Here is an 18,438-nt window from a genome sequence, read left to right as displayed (position 1 = left end):
TTAGGGCCAAAGAAAAGGCAGATAACATTTAAAAATATTATCTGCCTTATTTATATCTTTAAGCATTCACCAAAGGAGTTTCTACTTCAAAACTTGGTGGAATCAGTACAGTTTTGCGTAGCTCAGGCAGTAATTCTGGATAATCCAGGGTGAAATGCAGGCCACGGGATTCCTTACGTTGCATGGCACAACGCACGATCATCTCTGAAACGAGTACCAGATTACGCAGCTCGATCAGGTTTTTGCTCACCTGATAATCCTGATAGTACTCGGTAATTTCTTTCTTCAACATCTCAATCCGGTGCAGGGCACGTTCCAGGCGTTTAGTGGTACGCACAATACCGACATAGTTCCACATGGTCTGACGCAGCTCGTCCCAGTTTTGCAAAATAACTACATCTTCATCAGGATTAGTGACCTGAGAATCATCCCATTCTGGTACCTCAGGGAGTGCTTGATCTGCCTTGAAATTTTCCTGAATATGTTTGGCAGCACTCATGCCATATACAAAACATTCTAAAAGTGAGTTACTGGCCATGCGGTTAGCACCGTGCAAGCCAGTATAAGAAGTTTCACCAATGGCATAGAGTCCGGCAATATCGGTTTGGCTATTTTCATCTACGACCACACCACCACAGGTATAATGCGCAGCAGGAACCACAGGAATCATTTCCTTAGTGATGTCGATGCCAAGCTCTAGCAGACGTGCATAAAGGGTCGGGAAATGTTCCTTAATGAAGCTTTCATCTTTATGGGTAATGTCTAGCCAGACATGACGGATGCCCAGACGTTTAATCTCATAGTCAATCGCGCGTGCCACAATATCACGTGGTGCCAGCTCTGCGCGCTCATCAAAACGCAGCATAAAGCGCTCACCATCAGGAAGGCGCAAATACGCACCTTCACCACGCATAGCTTCTGTAATCAGGAATGAACGGGCTTGCGGATGATATAAACAGGTCGGATGGAACTGGTTGAATTCCATATTGGCAACCCGGCAACCGGCACGATAAGCCATCGCAATCCCATCACCGGTCGCGATATCAGGGTTCGAGGTATAAAGATAGGCTTTCATCGCACCGCCACAAGCCAGGGCAGTAAATGGTGCTAAGAAAGTATGGACTTGTGCACTTGCTTCATTGAGTGCATATAAACCTAAAGCGCGATTTTCACCATCTAAGCCCAGTTTTTGTGAGCAGATCAGGTCGATCGCAATGTAATTTTCAAAGATGGTAATATTTTCTTTTTCCTGAGCGCGCTGTACCAACGTGGTAGAAATGGCACGCCCAGTCGCATCAGCTGCGTGAATGATTCGGCGCTGTGAATGGCCGCCTTCACGGGTCAAATGTAATTGTTCCTGCTCATCCAGGGTAAATTGGACGCCGTGTTTCAGCAGAAAATCCACCGAAGGCTTACCACCTTCAACCGTCTGCTTCACCGCATCCATTTCACACAGATGTACACCTGCAATCATGGTGTCATCAATATGCTGTTCAATCGAGTCTGTCTCATCCAGTACTGCTGCAACGCCGCCTTGTGCATAATAGGTACTGGCATCGGTCAGGGTGGATTTGGCAAGAACTGCAATATTAAAATGTTCAGGCAAAGAAAGTGCTAGACTAAGACCGGCACCACCACTGCCCACAATGATCACGTCAAAATGATGGGTAAGGGGAAAATTAGACATGTCCATCAGCTAATTGAAAAAAGTCCGTTAATCAGAGCGCTTTTTTGTACAAAAGGCAAGCGTTTAAGTGCTCATTTATTGATGAAAAAAATTAATAAAAGCTTTAACTTAATGCTTTAGAAAAATTAAAGGTTGCCAACATTCAAGCTTTCGAACATATTGTTACTTAAAATATATGAAGTTTGTGATAAAACCTATTTACATAAATTTATCAACAATTTGGGTGAATAATTTATATGAAAATTCTGGATTTAAAAAAAGGATTATTTGCAGCGACTGTTACCATGAGTGCTGCTCAGTTACAGGCAGTAACACCCGTCGATTTTTCTAACCTGGTTGATCAGGTCAGTCCGGCAGTTGTCAGTGTGAGTGTTGTCAAGAAAATGAGCGAAGAAGAGCTCTTGCAACAACAGGTTCCTGAAATTTTACGCCGTTTCTTTGGTAATCAGGTGATTATTCCGCAGCCACGTGTACCGCAGGAAAAAACCGGATATGGGAGTGCCTTCTTTATTAGTAAGGATGGCTATCTGCTGACCAACCACCACGTAGTTGAAGATGCGTCTAAAGTGACAATTACCTTGAATGATCGTCGGGAAATTGATGCGACAGTCGTGGGAAGCGACGAGCGTACCGACGTCGCTTTGTTGAAAGTCAATGGTTCAGGTTTCCCGGAACTGCGTACTGGTGATGTTGATAAATTACGTGTAGGTGAACCCGTATTAGCAATCGGTTCACCTTTTGGTTTTGACTACTCCGCTTCTGCCGGGATTGTCAGTGCCAAGATGCGTAATATGATGGGCGAAACCGCAGTCCCATTTATTCAGACTGATGTGGCCCTGAATCCAGGTAACTCGGGTGGGCCGCTATTTAACCAGCGCGGTGAAGTGGTTGGGGTGAACTCACGAATCTTCAGTGGTACTGGCGGTTATATGGGGCTGTCATTTTCGATTCCCATTGATGTCGCTATGGAAGTCGCTGACCAGCTGAAACGCGATGGTAAAGTGACCCGTTCTTATCTGGGTGTAAGCCTGCAAGATATCGACCGTACTTTGGCTGAATCTTATAAATTATCTAAGCCAGAAGGTTCTTTAATTACCCAGGTGGCACCAAACTCGCCAGCGGCTAAAGCGGGTCTACAAGCCGGTGACGTGATTTTAAAATACAATGGTACTGATATTTCACGCACTAGTCAGTTGCTGAACTATTTGAACCGTTCTGCACCTAAACAGCAGATCCAGTTAGAAGTATTACGTGATGATAAACGCCGTAATATCAATGCAACTCTAACGACTGCGCCAGATGAAACGCCAGCCAAAGCAGGCAACCAGGCTCAGCCAAATAAAGGTCCGGTATTAGGCGTTACTATTCGTGAATTAAGCCCGGCTGAAAAAGAACGTTTAGAGATTAAGGGTGGTGTAGTCATTCAGGATGTTCGCAGAGACGGGATCGCAGCTCAGGCACGGATTATGCCAAATGATGTCGTGACTCAAATCAATGGTAAAGCGATATTGAACAGTAACCAGTTTGTGGAAGCTGTGGCAGATCTAAAAAAAGGCAGTGTTGCTCGTGTCGGTCTGATTCGTCAGGGTCAACGTGCCATTGTCGGGATGCGCATTTCATAAAATAAATGAATCTTCAATAAAAGACCGCTTGTATAGGCGGTTTTTTATTCTTCACAATTTACCCGAGGCATAATTTCTGTAGACTCTGTACATAGAAAAAATTGCGATAAAGGATTAGAGAAAAGTGACCGGTATTTTTGACCAAGTTTTGAAGGTACAACCTGAACATATTGATCGTCTAGGACATGTGAATAACGTAGTTTATGTGCAGTGGATGCAGGATGTGGCCTCGGCCCATATCGAGCAATTAGGACTCGGTTTAAATGAATATTTGCAACTTAAACATGCCATGGTTGCAGTTGAACATCATGTCCAGTATCGCAAAGCGGCATTTGAAGGGGATGAGCTGATTTTAAGAACCTGGTTAAGTGATCTGAATGCCTTGTACTCATTCAGACAGTATGCTTTTTATCGTCCACAGGATCAGAATGTCCTATTTACCGGTAGCACGCAGTGGGCCTGTATCGAAATTGCGTCGGGTCGCCCGAAGCGTATGTCGCCAAGTTTTACCCAAGCCTATCAGCCCCTCTCAGACAGTATTAATCCTTATGATTTTTCTAATTTATATTTGAGAGAAGAAGCAAAGGCGATAAGAGAAGAATCAATCTAATAAGGTGATGATATCGAGATTGAATAGAGGGGAGCTACCAAATAGGAAGCAGCCCATTTAACAAGCTGTTTTCTTGGATAAAAGCTGAGGAAAAGAAAAATAAGAAAAAACTGGTCATGTGCTTAAGACAGCTAAGAGAGAAGAAAGATAATTCTTTTTCTGTATCTCCATTCTGCTATAATCCTCGGCAATTTCTATTCGGCTTTTGTTATGCAATGACTTTTTAAATTGCATGGCGCGTTTTTTTCTCAAGGTAGCCCATGGCGCAAGCTAAAAAATCTGTTGATATTAAAAACATTCGTAACTTCTCGATTATTGCGCATATTGACCACGGTAAATCGACTCTGGCGGATCGGTTCATTCAAACTTGTGGTGGTTTGCAGGATCGTGAAATGCAGGCACAGGTACTCGATTCCATGGAGCTTGAACGCGAACGTGGGATTACTATTAAAGCCACTTCTGTGACCTTGAACTATAAGCATCCTAATGGTCAGGAATATCAGTTGAACTTCATTGATACGCCGGGACACGTGGATTTCTCTTATGAAGTGTCGCGCTCTCTTGCTGCGTGTGAAGGTGCACTGTTGGTGGTAGATGCTGCCCAGGGGGTAGAAGCCCAGTCTGTAGCAAACTGCTATACTGCGATTGAACAGGGGCTTGAAGTTCTTCCTGTACTGAACAAGATTGATTTACCGCAGGCCGAGCCTGAACGTGTAATTCAGGAAATTGAAGATATTATTGGTATCGAAGCGACTGAAGCACCGACCTGTTCAGCAAAAACCGGTCTAGGTATTGAAAGTGTATTAGAAACCTTGGTAGATACGATTCCGGCTCCTACAGGTGATCGTGATGCACCGCTACAAGCACTGATTGTGGACTCGTGGTTCGATAATTACCTGGGCGTAGTATCTCTGGTTCGTGTGAAACAGGGTCGTGTTCGCAAGGGCGACAAGATGCTGGTGAAATCGACTGGTCAGACACATATCATCACTTCAGTCGGTATTTTTAATCCGAAGCATACTGAAACCGATATCCTTGAAGCGGGTGAAGTTGGTTTCGTGATTGCCGGTATTAAAGACATTTTTGGTGCACCAGTGGGTGATACCATTACACTGGCAACTACTCCAGAAGTTCCAACATTACCTGGTTTCAAAAAAGTAAAACCACAGGTATATGCAGGCTTGTTTCCAATTGATTCCAGTGATTTTGAACCTTTCCGTGAAGCATTGCATAAACTGCAAATTAATGACTCTGCGCTGTTCTTTGAACCAGAAAGTTCTGATGCTCTAGGCTTCGGTTTCCGCTGTGGCTTCTTAGGTATGCTGCACATGGAGATCGTACAAGAGCGTTTAGAACGTGAATACGATCTGGATCTGATTTCTTCAGCACCAACAGTAATTTATGAAGCAGTGATGAAGAATGGCAATACCATTTACATCGACAGCCCGTCAAAAATGCCAGATGGTTCAACTGTTGAAGACCTGCGTGAACCAATTGCAGAATGTCATATCCTCGTGCCACAGGAATACCTGGGTAATGTCATGACCCTATGTATTGAGCGCCGTGGCGTACAAAAAGACATGAAGTTCATGGCGAATCAGGTATCTGTTACTTTTGAAATTCCAATGGCCGAAGTGGTGATGGATTTCTTTGATAAATTGAAATCTTGTTCACGCGGTTTTGCGTCACTAGATTACAACTTTGTGCGTTTTGAAAGTTCATCACTGGTGAAAGTGGATGTCCTGATCAATGGTGAAAAAGTCGATGCTTTAGCAATGATCTGCCACCGTCAGGATGCACGTCATCGTGGGATCGCACTGGTTGAAAAAATGAAAGATCTAATTCCTCGTCAGATGTTTGATGTGGCAATTCAGGCGGCCATTGGTGCGCAAATTATTGCCCGTTCTACCGTAAAAGCAATGCGTAAAAACGTATTGGCAAAATGTTATGGTGGTGACGTATCACGTAAGAAGAAACTTCTTGCAAAACAGAAAGAAGGTAAGAAACGTATGAAACAGGTGGGTAGTGTTGAAATTCCACAAGAAGCGTTCTTAGCTGTACTGAAAGTCGAACGCTAATACTATAAGGATAATAAGCCCATGGATTTTGATTTTAATTTGATTCTTGTTCCTGCGACCTTATTTTTCGTCGCGGTCTGGTTGCTGGATAAGTTTGTTCTGAAACAACGACAGACCAAAGGCAAGGGCAATGAAAACTTCATTATTACCTGGGCTTATGATTTCTGGCCGGTTTTGGCCGTCGTTTTAGTATTGCGTTCTTTCCTGTACGAACCTTTCAATATTCCATCAGACTCCATGGTTCCAACACTGGAAACCGGTGATTTTATCCTGGTCAATAAATTTGACTATGGTGTGAAATTACCAATTGTAAATACAAAAATTCTGGATACAGGTAGCCCGGAACGTGGTGATGTCGTGGTCTTCCGCTATCCGCCACAACCAACGATTAGCTATATCAAACGTGTAATTGGTTTGCCAGGTGATCATATTGTTTATGATCATGGCCAGTTAACCATTAATGGTGAGAAAGTAGCAAAAGTTCCAGTAGAATTCAGCCGTGAAAAAGATCGCCTGGATACGCCAAATTCGATTTATCATAAAGAAACCATTGGCGAACATACTTTCACTATGCGTGAACTGGAAGGAGTAAATGTAGCTCGTCAGGCTCCATTCCTTAACTATATAGAAAATGGTAAGTTTTCAACTGAAAATGGTTTATATTGGGAAGTGAAAGTTCCAGAAGGTCATTACTTTGCGATGGGGGATAATCGCGATCAAAGTGCTGACAGTCGTTTCTGGGGCTTTGTTCCGGAAGAAAACTTAACAGGTCGCGCATTCTATATCTGGATGCATAAAGAACCTGGCTTTAAACTGCCATCGTTTAGTCGAAACGGAATAATCGATTAATTATTTCAGTCAGGAAAATAAAAAATGAAACATCAACAAGGTGCTTCGTATATTGGAATTTTATTTGCAATCGTGGGGTTTGCTTTTCTTGCCAAAGTGGCGATTGCAGTTTGGGGGCCATACTTTGATGATCGTATGGTGGACAATCAGATTGAGGAACTTTTAAAGAGTTCTCCGGCAAATATTGCACCAGAAAAATTTCGTCAGCAGATGGGTCAGCGTTTAGAAATGAACAATATTCGCGATCTGAAGTTTGATGAAATTGCCAAGGTAACCAACACTGATGGTTTACAGGTGCACAAGAATTATGAAATTCGCAAGAATTTTATAATGAATATCGATTTAGTGATGAAGTTTGAGAAAGATTTTGATCAAAGCACAGTCAAAACTAAATGATGAGCGTCTTGCCAAACGGATCGGCTATCAGTTTAAACAAGCTGATCTGTTAAAACTGGCATTGACCCATCGTTCAGTCAGTCATAAACACAACTATGAACGCCTAGAATTTCTAGGCGATTCTCTTTTAGGGATGATCATAGCCAATTATCTCTTTACTGCTTACCCGCAGGAAAACGAGGGCCGTCTGACGCGTATGCGTGCGACTCTTGTCCGACAGGAAGCGTTAGGGAAAATTGCTAATGATCTAAAATTGAGTCAGAACCTGATTCTCAGTACGGGTGAGCTGAAATCGGGTGGTCATCATCGTGAGTCTATACTTGCGGATACGGTCGAAGCCATTATTGGTGCGATCTATGTGGATTGCGGTGATCTCACTGTACTACAGGCGATTGTGCTAAAATGGTACGAACCGTATTTAGACAATATAGAACCAACTGACCAGCTGAAAGACCCTAAATCACGCCTACAGGAATATTTACAAGCACGTAAAAAACCTCTCCCAGTTTACGAGGTTGTAGATATTCAGGGTGATGCCCCGAACCAGCATTTCAAAGTGGAATGCCAGGTAGAAGGCTTACCGGTCATGGCCGGTGAAGGTTCAAGCCGACGATTCGCTGAACAGGCGGTTGCGGCAGATATTTTAAAACATTTGGAGCATAAGTCTTAATGACTACTCATTCCGATCACATTGATGCTGATCACGAGTCGCAAAGCGACAGCAATGACTTGATTAGTCAATTTTTCAGTGCACAGGGTACTGAAATTCCTTCTGATTATCGCAGCGGTTTCGTGGCGATTGTCGGACGCCCAAACGTGGGTAAATCAACCTTGATGAACCACTTACTGGGCCAGAAACTTTCGATTACTTCACGTAAGCCACAAACCACACGTCATAAAATCGTAGGGATTGATTCACGTGAAAAATCTCAGGCAGTATTTGTTGATACACCGGGGATGCATAAGAAAGAAGTGCGTGCCATCAATAAAATGATGAATCGAGCTGCGCACTCTGCATTGCGTGACGTGAACCTGGTGCTGTTTGTAGTTGATGCACAAAAATGGACCCAGAACGATGAGCTTGTTCTGGAGAAATTAAAAAATGCGGATATGCCGGTGATTCTGGTAATCAACAAGCTGGACACGTTCGAGAACAAGAATGAGGCCTTACCGCTGATTCGTGAACGTGCCAAACTGATGAACTTTGCTGAAATCGTACCAGTGTCTGCACTTCGTGGTGCCAACCTCGAACACTTACGCGATACGATTGCCAAGTACCTGCCATTCCAGCCACCGCTATATTCACTGGATCAGCTCACTGATCGTTCAGAGCGTTTCCTGGCCTCTGAAATTATCCGTGAAAAGATCATGCGTCAGTTAGGTGAAGAACTACCATACGATTTAACTGTTCAGATCGAATCTTTCAAAACTGAAGAGCCGACCCTGAACGAAAAAACAGGTCGTATGAAGCCGGCATGTACTTATATTGATGCGACTATTTTCGTTGATCGTGCTGGCCAGAAAGCCATTGTGATTGGTGAAAAAGGCTCCAAGCTGAAAAAAATCGGTATGGATGCTCGTGTCGACATGGAAAAAATGTTCGAGCAGAAAATCATGCTAACGCTTTGGGTGAAAGTCAAAGGCGGCTGGTCTGATGATGAGCGGGCACTGAAAAGTCTAGGTTATAGCGACATTTAAATTGGACGGGAACGGATCATGATGAAATTTCTGGCAGTCATTGCATGTGTTTTATTTTTGCAGGGCTGTATTCATAAAGTAGTGACCGTTCCTGCCAAAGTTGCCTATAAAACCACAAAGTACGCGGTCAAAGGGACCGCGGCTGTTGTGGGTGCCGCCATTCCTGATGGGGATGATGAAGAAGAAGAGAAAAAATCAAAAAAGAATAAAGACTAAAGAAGCAGCCTATGCGTAATGAAGTGCTGCATGGATACCTGATTCATCATCGTAAATATCGCGATCGCAGTCATATTGTGCATTTATTTACCCAGGAATATGGCCGTATCGATGGGATATTAAGACAAAATCCACCACCCCAATATCAACCCATCAGCTTGCTAGCCTCAGGCAAATCTGAACTGAAAAACTTCACCAAATTAGAAATTGTTAATCAGCCGATCTTTTTTTTCGGCGATGCCTTTTTTTCTGGCTTTTATCTGAATGAAATCCTGTTGCGTTTATGTCCGCTTGAAGTGCAAATGCCGCTGACCTTTGCCAAATATGGCGAAACATTGAATGCCTTGCAAAAACTCTCCGATCAAGAAAATCCCAATACTTATTTAAAACAGGTTTTACGCCAGTTTGAACATATCTTATTAGAAGAACTTGGCTATGAACTGGATTTTTCGGTCGATGCCAATCAGGCACAGATCAATCCCTTGCAACATTACTATTTTCAGTTGAATGAAGGTTTTATGCCTTCGGCTAAAGCCTTGCGCTCAACCATGTCAGGTCAGCAGATTTTAACAATGCAGCACTATGAAAATGGTAGGGATTTTAATCCAGAACAGTTACAATTACTGACGAAGCTATATCGACAGGTGATCACTGCTTTACTCGGTGACCGACCACTGAAAAGTCGACAATTGTGGATCCAAAATTCTCAATCTCAATCGTAGTTAGGAAAATATTATGGCTGCATTACTTGGTGTCAATATTGACCATGTCGCAACTTTAAGACAAGCACGTGGTACGACGTACCCAGACCCAGTCAATGCTGCATTGATCTGTGAGCAGGCCGGTGCAGAGGGAATTACCCTGCATTTGCGTGAAGACCGCCGACATATTCAGGATGAAGATGTACGTCGTATGCGTCCGGTATTAACTACCCATATGAATCTGGAAATGGCCGTAACTGATGAAATGGTTGCGATTGCTAAAGAAATCCAGCCACAGCATGTCTGCTTTGTGCCAGAAAAGCGTCAGGAAGTGACAACTGAAGGTGGTCTGGATGTCGTTGGTCATTTTGAAGATGTGAAAAAAGCCACTCAGGAATTATCTGCGATTGGCTGTGACGTGTCGCTATTTATTGATGCAGATATTGCCCAGATTGATGCGGCAGTGGCGTGTGGTGCACCTACAATTGAGCTTCATACAGGTGCTTATGCCGATGCAGCAACGCCTGAAGCACAGCAGGTTGAACTAGAGCGTATTATCAAAGGGGCAGAGTATGCAGCATCTAAAGGTTTGGTGGTCAATGCAGGTCATGGTCTGAACCTGGATAATGTCACTCCAATTGCTGCGATCCCTCAAATTCATGAATTAAATATTGGTCACTCGATTATTGCTGATGCAGTTTTTGTTGGACTGGCGCAAGCGGTTCAACAAATGAAAGCTGTAATTAAAGCTGCGCGTTAAGATTGCGAAACATATGTCAAATATTGATTATGATGAACTGATGAAGCCTGTCATTGGCTTCTTAGGTTGTGAAACACCAAAAGCATGGCTCGATGAGGCATTACAGAATCTGGAGATCCTGATGCAGGATCATGCCAACTGTGAGAAGAAAGCAGCCAGTACAGCAATGAACCTAATGTTCCGCTATAGCTTCTTCGTAGATTTACAGGTGAAACTGGCGCAACTGGTACGTGAAGAAATGCTGCACTATGAGCAAGTGCTGGAATTCATGAATAAGCGTGGCCAGCAATGGATTGGACTCAGTGCAGGGCGTTATGCGGGTGGTTTGCGTAAGGAAATCCGGACCTATGAGCCAGAGGCGCTGATTGATGTGCTGGTGATAGGTGCTTTTGTAGAAGCACGTTCTTGTGAGCGTTTCTATGCGCTTGCACCGCTGGTAGATGAAGAACTAGGGCGTTACTACCGTTATCTACTAAAATCTGAATCTCGTCATTTTGAGGACTACTTGGCCTTAGCTTTAGATGTAGCCAAAACTGCAAAACTGAAAAATCCGCAAGAAGATATTCAGAGTCGTATTGATCATATTCGGGAAGTGGAAAAGAATCTGATTCTCAGTCCAGATGAAATATTTCGTTTCCATAGTGGTGTGCCTGCAAAAGCAGCTTAAGAAGCTACTTAATTAAGACATCAAAAAAGATCCTCCAAATTGGGGGATTTTTTTATAAATATAAAGAATCTGTAGCTAACTTATTTATTAAAAGAATTTAAAATAGCCTAAGCAATATAGAATTTAATCTGATGTTTATTACAGTAAGAGTGGAGAAATTAGTATCATGCAAGATAGTAAACGGTGCTATCAACTAAAAATAAGTATGTATAAACACATTTGATTAAATGAAAATATAAGCCAATCTAACTAGGTAAATAAAAGGGCAAGGTGAGAATATATAAGAGAAAAAAGAATTGAATCATTTTATAAATGAAATTTCAGGCAATAAAAAAGCCCGCTTTAATGCTGCGGGCTTTCTTGAATTTGGCTCTCCCACCTGGGCTCGAACCAGGGACCTGCGGATTAACAGTCCGTCGCTCTACCGACTGAGCTATGGGAGAATCTGAATGCGATTATAGAGAGATTTTACCAAGGGTCAAGCAAAAACTGTCATATTTATTACAAATTGCACTTATCTGATTTTAATTTAAACGATTGCATTAAATTCTTAAAAAATGCTTGTCAAAACAAATTTCACTTGTTAGATTGAAAACATAAAGTCGTTTGACCAAATGGTCAAACAGTGTGGATTTAAACCTACTTGCCAGCACAAAAATGGCTAAACCGGAGAAAGCGAATGAATACGCTCACTATCCCTCAAATCTTCTCTCAGCTGCCTTTTTATCAAGATCATTATCTCGATATTATTCAAGATTCAGCTCAATACTTTACCCCTGTGGCTGGTGCAGAAATCCGTTTATGGCCCTTAGCGATCAAACAATTGTATCTGGGTGACTTGCTGCAATTATGGTTTGCAGAAAAGTGGCTGGTCGAACAAGAACGCCAATTTAGTTTTGAAATATTCCTAAATACGCCTAAAGCTCAGAAAAAAGATCTTTATATTTATGCGCTTGCTGGCAATCTTCTGACCGGATCGAACCAGTCTAAAGTGTGGCAAGCTTCTGCTAAAGAAACTCGGGAATTGAGTGTGGCGAATGTTTCCAAGCACTATTTCGAATATCGGGCTTTGACCCAACCGAAACTGGTAAAAGCACTGCAAGGGAAATGGAGCGTACTTTAAGTCTTAAACACCTTAATGGTCAGAATTGCGAAAAATCATGCAGGTTGCTGTGGCATGGGCATAAATGCGACCTTCGTCATCCAGAATTTGACCTTCAGAAATACCTAGATTTTTACTGAGATTAATTGATTTTCCGATTGCTTTTAGTTCTTGGTTGTGAGGAATTGGACGACACATTTTTACATTCAAATCAATTGTGCCATAACCGACACCTGCTTCAAGTAAAGTATGAATCGCGCAGCCTGTTACTGTATCTAAAACAGTTGCAGCAAAACCGCCATGTACACCTCCCATAGGATTCAGATGGCGTTCATCAGCTTTTACAAGAAAGGTCACATGTCCCGGTTCAACTTCGCTTGCAGACATGGGAATAGTGGTTGCCATAGAAGGCATAGGCAGGTTGCCCTTAAGCATCTCTTGCATAATCTGCAAACCTGAAAGATTCTTGAGATCCATAGCTTGTCCTTATTATTTTAAATACTGGATTTGAATGACAAGTTTAGGCAGATGGTGCTTCGATCAGCAATAAAAAATTGTATGAGGAAATGTACAAAGCCTTTTACTTATAATGAATCCGGTAAAATGATTAAAAATAATAATATCGAGGAAGAATAATCATGAAAGCGAGATGTTTATGTGGTGCGACTCGATTTGAAGTGCAGCTTAGAAATCATGAAGTGACCACCTGTCATTGCTCAATGTGCCGCCGCCAGACAAGTGGGCCTCTCATGTCTATTGATATAGAAAATATTCACTTTATTGATCAGCAGCATTTATCTGTTGCAAGTACTTCTGAATGGGCAGAGCGTGGTTTTTGCAATGCCTGCGGTACTTTTATTTTCTGGCGGACCAAAGACCATTCCTTTGCCAATATTAATGTATTTACTTTAGAGCAACTGCCAGAGGATCTGGATTTTAATTTGGAGATTTATGTCGATCATCAGCCAGCATTTTATTCATTTAACAATCAAACCCAAAAAATGACAGAAGCTGAAGTCATTGCCATGTTTCAGCAACCTGATTCCTGAAAATGAGCATAATGTCTGGTTCCTCTTATTTAATTAAAGAATCCTATATGTTTAAAGCAAAGGTATTATCAGTATGCTTTTCATGCAATAGAAATACTATTCCTGTCATTATCATTTTTTCTTTTTTATATCATTATTAAAAAACTTAAGGAGGGAATTTCAATTTTTGGACTGGTAAATAGTCTGAAAATTGAAAGCATGTGAGTAATTTTTTTATAAAGGATAATAAATATAATGATTTATGGCACAAGGATTGTATGTAATTTTCATTGTATGTCGAAGCCTCAAATAATTCAGTTTGAAAATAAATTTCGAGAAAAGAATTAATAATAGAGTGATCTTGCAATGAAACAGTTTTTGCATCTTTGGGTGCCTATTTTTCTGAGTAATGCCATTATTATGCTGGGTGGTTTATTCGATGTGATCTTCCTGTCACATTTTTCACCCCAGCATGTTGCTGCTATGGCTGTGTGTGTTTCAATTTATTCATTGTGTTTTGTTTCAGGGGTCGGAGTTCTGCAAGGCATGATGCAAGAACTGGCTGAAGCCAATGGGCGTCAGGCTTTTTCTGAAATACAGCAGATTGTGAAACAAAGTATTTTGATTGTACTTACACTATCTGTTTTGGCAGCTTGGTTATTTACCCATGCCACACCCTTATTGAATCTTTTAAAAGCTGATGCTGAACTGCAAGCCCTGATTACACCCTGTTTGTGGTTAATGGCATGGGTAATTCCAGGACATCTTTTATTACGTATTCTATATATTCTGACGCAAACTTGTGGGCAGGCTAAACGTGTATTTTATGCCAATATTTTGTATTTAATCATCAAGGGGTTATTAGGGTATTGCCTGATTTTTGGTGTTGAAGGTTATATCGCTGCTTATGGTGTGCAAGGTGCTTTCATTTCAAGTTTGGTTGCACAGTGGTTATTGTTATTTGTTTATTATTTTGTATTTCTAGAGAAGAAATTACAAATACAGTGGTCAGGCACATTTTTACATTGGGCTACCTTGCTCAAAATTCTCAGAATTGGTGTGCCTAATGGTGTTGTCACGTTTGTGGATGTATTTGCCATAAGTGCGATTGCATTGCTGATTTTACCCTTGGGGGACATCGTTATAAATTCTCATCAAATTATGCTGGGCTTGACGGGATTGATGTTTATGGTGCCGATGTCAATGGGGTCTGCTTTTAGTATTTTGGTATCGACAAAAATTGGCGCAGAACATATTGATTCAGCATGGCAATTAAGCAAAAAAGCAGTTGTAGTTGTTGTGTCGATTGGATTCTGCCTCGCTAGTTTTGTATGGATTTTTCAGAGTGGGATTATTACTTTATTTAGTGGTGATCAGCAGGTATTGGCTGTGGCATTCAGTTTGATGATGCTCGTGTGTTGGATGCATATCTTTGATGCCATTCTGGTAATTAGTGTCAATATGCTGCGCTGCTGGAAAGAAGTGGTATTGCCCATGTTTATTTTTACAGGTGCAGTTTTGGTACTTGGTTTAGGTGGAGGTTGGTATGTTGCCTATCATCCTATTTCATTTATGAATATTGGTTTCAATGCATTGGGAATTCATGGCTTTTGGTGGATGCTGGCTATTTCATATACCTTCGCTGCATTGATGTGCTTGCTGTGCTTGGCACTTAAATACCGTAAGCATATACAAACTGCATAAAAAAACCCGCGATCATCGCGGGTTTTTTCATCTAATCAATTAGATTATTTTGCAGCTTTTTCAGCTTCGATCGAAGCAATCGCCTCATCAACGCCTTCGATAGAATCAGCAGCTTTTTTGATACGTGCAAGTGCATCAACTAATACTTCGTCAGCAGTTGCGTAAGAGATACGCATGAAACCGCCTAGACCGAATGCATCACCAGGAACGACTGCAACACCAGTTTCTTCCAGTAACCAAGCAGAGAATTCTGTGCAAGAGTTCAGACCTTTCGCACGGATCAATGGTTTGATGTTTGCGTATGCATAGAATGCACCGTCAGCAGGTAGGCAAGAAATACCTTTAATGTCATTCAAGCCATTCACAACTAGGTCATGACGACGTTTAAACGCTTCAACCATTGGTACAAGAACGTCTTGAGGACCATTCAATGCAGCTTCTGCAGCAACTTGTGAAATAGAAGTTGGGTTAGAAGTTGATTGAGACTGGATTTTTTTCATCGCACCGATCAGTTTAGCAGGACCTGCTGCATAGCCGATACGCCAGCCTGTCATCGCATATGCCTTAGACACACCGTTTAATACGATAGTGCGGTCGTAAAGGTCTGGGGCAACAGTTGCGATGTTGTAGAATTCATCTTCCCAACGGATTGGTTCGTACATGTCATCAGATGCGATGAATACTTCTGGGTATTTACGCAGTACTGCAGCTAAAGCTTCTAATTCAGCTTTAGTGTAGATCATGCCAGTCGGGTTAGAAGGGCTGTTTAATACCACTAGACGAGTTTTGTCAGTGATCGCAGCTTCTAATTGCTCAGGAGTAATTTTAAAACGTTGTTCTTCACCACATTTCACGATTACTGGTGTACCTTCAGCAATGATCACCATGTCTGGATAGCTCACCCAGAATGGAGCAGGGATGATCACTTCATCACCTTTGTTTAACAAAGCAAGTGCCAAGTTAAAGAAAGACTGTTTACCACCACAAGAAACCAGAATTTGGTTTGCTTGATAGTCAAGGTTATTGTCACGTTTTAATTTAGCAATAATTGCTTTTTTAAGACCTGGCGTACCATCAACAGCGGTGTATTTGGTGAAACCGTTGTTAATTGCTGCAATTGCTGCATCTTTGATGTGTTGAGGGGTATCAAAATCTGGCTCACCTGCGCCCAAACCAATAACGTTGTGACCAGCAGCTTTCAGTTCAGCAGCCTTGTTTGTCACAGCAAGCGTAGGGGACGGTTTGATGGCATTCACACGATCAGAGAGACGTACGTCCACGGCAGTATTCCTTCTTATAGGGATTAAAAAATAAAAAGCACATTATCTTAGCCTAAAATGGTGCACATTGGGCAAAAGAATTTGGAAAAATATACGAAAAAAATGCTGAATCAGTGCAACCTTATCTTGAACATCGATAGGTAGTTTAGATAGACAGGAACTAAGAATATGCTTTGAGGATGAGAATAATAGGGGAAATATAAACTAAAAATGGCCACTTTAAAGTGACCATTTATATGAGAAAGTGTTGTTGTTATGCACTAAAACGTGACAAATCTTCTTCAGGACGAGCAGTCAGCACTTCAATGCCATTTTTTGTTACTAAAAGAGTGTGCTCATATTGAGCCGATAATTTATGGTCTTTAGTGACCACAGTCCATTTATCACCCAACAGTTTGGTTTGCCAAACACCCGCATTCACCATAGGTTCAATCGTAAAAGTCATACCTTCTTCAAGAACCATCCCGGTATCTGGCTGACCATAATGCAGCACCTGTGGTTCATCATGGAAAGTTGTACCGATTCCGTGGCCACAGTATTCACGAACAACGCTAAAACGTTCAGATTCAACATATTTTTGAATCGCATGACCAATATCACCAATCGTTGCACCGGGTTTAACTACAGCCATACCACGATACATGGCTTCTTGAGCGACTTTGCACAGACGGTTGGCCAGAATTGAAGTTTCACCACCCACGATGTACATCATATTGGTGTCGCCATGGAAACCATCTTTGATGACAGTGACATCAATATTTAAAATATCGCCTTTTTTCAGGATCTTGTTTTCAGATGGGATCCCGTGACAGACCACATGGTTTACAGATGTACAGATTGTATGCTGGAAAGCAGGGCGGCCAGGCGCTGCACCATAACCTAAACATGCAGGAATAGCATTCTGCACATTTACAATATAGTCATGACAAATCGTATCCAATTCCAGTGTCGTTACGCCGGGTTTGATATGCGGTTTGATCATATCCAACACTTCTGCAGCCAGTCGTCCAGCGATACGCATCTTTTCGATATCTTCTGCGGATTTGATTAAACGACGGGGAGCTTGATAAGTAGTGTTCATGATCTCTAAAAACTTTTGGAAATTTGTATGTGACTATGGTATAAATAGCCGCCCATTTTATCAAATGCTTTTTCGTGAATATATTTGCGAGGCTGATGGAATGGTGTATTAAAAATCCGCACATATATCGTCACATTACTCTGGGTGCCCGCAAGGGTGGAGAATGCGGATATATGGAGGCCTAACCCAAACTTTAAGGTAAAGAAAATGGCAGATTACAACGTAAGCATGCGCGACCTTCTACAAGCTGGCGCGCACTTTGGTCACCAAACTCGTTTCTGGAACCCAAAAATGCGTCAATACATCTTTGGCGCGCGTAACAAAATTCACATCATCAACCTTGAGCACACTGTTCCTGCGTTAAATGATGCTTTGAACTTCGCTAACCAATTGGCTAGCAAAAAGAACAAAGTTTTGTTCGTTGGTACTAAACGTGCTGCTTCTGCAATCATCCGTGAACAAGCTCAACGCGCTGGTCAACCATACGTAGATCACCGTTGGTTAGGTGGTATGTTGACGAACTGGAAAACTCTTCGCCAATCTATCAACCGTTTAAAAGACCTTCAAACTCAATCTCAAGACGGTACTTTCGCTAAGCTGACTAAACGTGAAGCTTTAGAACGTAGCCGCGAGATGGAAAAACTTGAACGTGCTTTAGGCGGCGTTAAAAACATGGGTGGTTTACCTGACGCATTATTCGTAATCGACGTTGATCACGAAGCGATTGCAATTAAAGAAGCTAAAAACCTTGGTATTCCTGTAATCGGTATCGTTGATACTAACTCTAACCCAGACAACGTAGACTACGTTATTCCGGGTAACGACGATGCGATCCGTGCAGTAACACTTTATGCTTCTGCTATGGCTGATGCGATTCTTGCTGGTAAAGAATATGCTCAATCACAAGCAAATGCACAAGCTAAAGCAGAAGAAGCTCCTGCTTCTGAGGCTTAATGCGT

Annotated in this window: 19 protein-coding genes and 1 tRNA gene; 15 read left to right on the top strand and 5 right to left on the bottom strand. The window is 42.0% G+C overall.

Features of this window, described 5'->3' with window-relative positions:
- Positions 1–58: 58 nt before the first annotated feature.
- Complete coding sequence (nadB, locus tag AC4MBN_RS09730; protein WP_491880178.1) at positions 59–1,687, bottom strand: L-aspartate oxidase; 1,629 nt, start codon at positions 1,685–1,687, stop codon at positions 59–61.
- A gap of 236 nt (positions 1,688–1,923) precedes the next feature.
- On the opposite strand from nadB, the gene AC4MBN_RS09725 reads away from it, so the two are divergent.
- From AC4MBN_RS09725 to AC4MBN_RS09675, 11 genes are all read left to right on the top strand, one after another.
- On the top strand, positions 1,924–3,309 hold the full coding sequence (locus AC4MBN_RS09725; protein WP_034171221.1) for a Do family serine endopeptidase: 1,386 nt from the start codon (positions 1,924–1,926) through the stop codon (positions 3,307–3,309).
- Positions 3,310–3,433: 124 nt separating this feature from the next.
- Positions 3,434–3,919 (top strand): acyl-CoA thioesterase, encoded by a 486-nt coding sequence (locus AC4MBN_RS09720; RefSeq protein ID WP_419365366.1) that lies wholly within the window; start codon positions 3,434–3,436, stop codon positions 3,917–3,919.
- 260 nt (positions 3,920–4,179) lie between these two features.
- Positions 4,180–5,997, top strand: coding sequence for a translation elongation factor 4 (gene lepA / locus AC4MBN_RS09715; protein WP_419365365.1), 1,818 nt, complete (start codon positions 4,180–4,182; stop codon positions 5,995–5,997).
- Between the two features lie 21 nt (positions 5,998–6,018).
- The gene (lepB, locus tag AC4MBN_RS09710) at positions 6,019–6,846 is read left to right on the top strand and encodes a signal peptidase I (RefSeq protein WP_159124070.1); all 828 of its coding nucleotides are present in this window, start codon (positions 6,019–6,021) and stop codon (positions 6,844–6,846) included.
- Between the two features lie 24 nt (positions 6,847–6,870).
- A complete protein-coding gene (locus tag AC4MBN_RS09705) occupies positions 6,871–7,242 on the top strand; it encodes a DUF4845 domain-containing protein (RefSeq protein WP_034171224.1) in 372 nt (123 codons plus the stop codon).
- Positions 7,214–7,912: a ribonuclease III gene (gene rnc, locus AC4MBN_RS09700; protein WP_004784515.1), complete on the top strand. Its 699-nt coding sequence runs from the start codon at positions 7,214–7,216 to the stop codon at positions 7,910–7,912. The genes AC4MBN_RS09705 and rnc overlap by 29 nt, the downstream gene beginning before the upstream one ends.
- Positions 7,912–8,940 (top strand): GTPase Era, encoded by a 1,029-nt coding sequence (gene era / locus AC4MBN_RS09695; protein WP_004784513.1) that lies wholly within the window; start codon positions 7,912–7,914, stop codon positions 8,938–8,940. Before rnc ends, era begins: the two co-directional genes overlap by 1 nt.
- 18 nt (positions 8,941–8,958) lie before the next feature.
- Entirely contained in the window at positions 8,959–9,156 is a 198-nt protein-coding gene (locus AC4MBN_RS09690; protein ID WP_180139347.1) for an NF038104 family lipoprotein, read from the top strand.
- Positions 9,157–9,167: 11 nt separating this feature from the next.
- Positions 9,168–9,878, top strand: coding sequence for a DNA repair protein RecO (gene recO, locus AC4MBN_RS09685; RefSeq protein ID WP_208462209.1), 711 nt, complete (start codon positions 9,168–9,170; stop codon positions 9,876–9,878).
- Between the two features lie 13 nt (positions 9,879–9,891).
- On the top strand, positions 9,892–10,617 hold the full coding sequence (gene pdxJ, locus AC4MBN_RS09680) for a pyridoxine 5'-phosphate synthase (protein WP_491880177.1): 726 nt from the start codon (positions 9,892–9,894) through the stop codon (positions 10,615–10,617).
- A gap of 13 nt (positions 10,618–10,630) precedes the next feature.
- The gene (locus AC4MBN_RS09675; protein ID WP_491880176.1) at positions 10,631–11,284 is read left to right on the top strand and encodes a MiaE family protein; all 654 of its coding nucleotides are present in this window, start codon (positions 10,631–10,633) and stop codon (positions 11,282–11,284) included.
- A gap of 367 nt (positions 11,285–11,651) precedes the next feature.
- On the opposite strand, the gene AC4MBN_RS09670 is transcribed toward AC4MBN_RS09675, so the two are convergent.
- Positions 11,652–11,727: transfer RNA gene (locus AC4MBN_RS09670), tRNA-Asn, on the bottom strand.
- Between the two features lie 236 nt (positions 11,728–11,963).
- Between AC4MBN_RS09670 and AC4MBN_RS09665 the strand changes: the two genes are divergently transcribed.
- A complete protein-coding gene (locus AC4MBN_RS09665) occupies positions 11,964–12,407 on the top strand; it encodes a hypothetical protein (protein WP_491880175.1) in 444 nt (147 codons plus the stop codon).
- 12 nt (positions 12,408–12,419) lie between these two features.
- On the opposite strand, the gene AC4MBN_RS09660 is transcribed toward AC4MBN_RS09665, so the two are convergent.
- Positions 12,420–12,863, bottom strand: coding sequence for a PaaI family thioesterase (locus tag AC4MBN_RS09660; protein ID WP_419374676.1), 444 nt, complete (start codon positions 12,861–12,863; stop codon positions 12,420–12,422).
- A 161-nt stretch (positions 12,864–13,024) separates the two neighbouring features.
- On the opposite strand from AC4MBN_RS09660, the gene AC4MBN_RS09655 reads away from it, so the two are divergent.
- Together AC4MBN_RS09655 and AC4MBN_RS09650 are read left to right on the top strand one after the other, a co-directional pair.
- On the top strand, positions 13,025–13,435 hold the full coding sequence (locus tag AC4MBN_RS09655) for a GFA family protein (protein ID WP_491880174.1): 411 nt from the start codon (positions 13,025–13,027) through the stop codon (positions 13,433–13,435).
- A gap of 345 nt (positions 13,436–13,780) precedes the next feature.
- On the top strand, positions 13,781–15,118 hold the full coding sequence (locus tag AC4MBN_RS09650; protein WP_180002831.1) for an MATE family efflux transporter: 1,338 nt from the start codon (positions 13,781–13,783) through the stop codon (positions 15,116–15,118).
- A 44-nt stretch (positions 15,119–15,162) separates the two neighbouring features.
- Here AC4MBN_RS09650 and AC4MBN_RS09645 read toward each other — a convergent pair whose 3' ends face one another.
- The gene (locus AC4MBN_RS09645; RefSeq protein ID WP_005236666.1) at positions 15,163–16,398 is read right to left on the bottom strand and encodes a pyridoxal phosphate-dependent aminotransferase; all 1,236 of its coding nucleotides are present in this window, start codon (positions 16,396–16,398) and stop codon (positions 15,163–15,165) included.
- Between the two features lie 253 nt (positions 16,399–16,651).
- Positions 16,652–17,479: a type I methionyl aminopeptidase gene (gene map / locus AC4MBN_RS09640; RefSeq protein WP_004784494.1), complete on the bottom strand. Its 828-nt coding sequence runs from the start codon at positions 17,477–17,479 to the stop codon at positions 16,652–16,654.
- A gap of 207 nt (positions 17,480–17,686) precedes the next feature.
- Between map and rpsB the strand changes: the two genes are divergently transcribed.
- Positions 17,687–18,433, top strand: coding sequence for a 30S ribosomal protein S2 (rpsB, locus tag AC4MBN_RS09635; RefSeq protein ID WP_004784492.1), 747 nt, complete (start codon positions 17,687–17,689; stop codon positions 18,431–18,433).
- Positions 18,434–18,438: the final 5 nt, after the last annotated feature.

It is taken from the genome of Acinetobacter sp. CAU_H_60 (assembly GCF_058599385.1).
The sequence above is the reverse complement of the archived record's forward strand: the minus strand, read 5'-3'. Positions and strand labels throughout refer to the sequence as shown.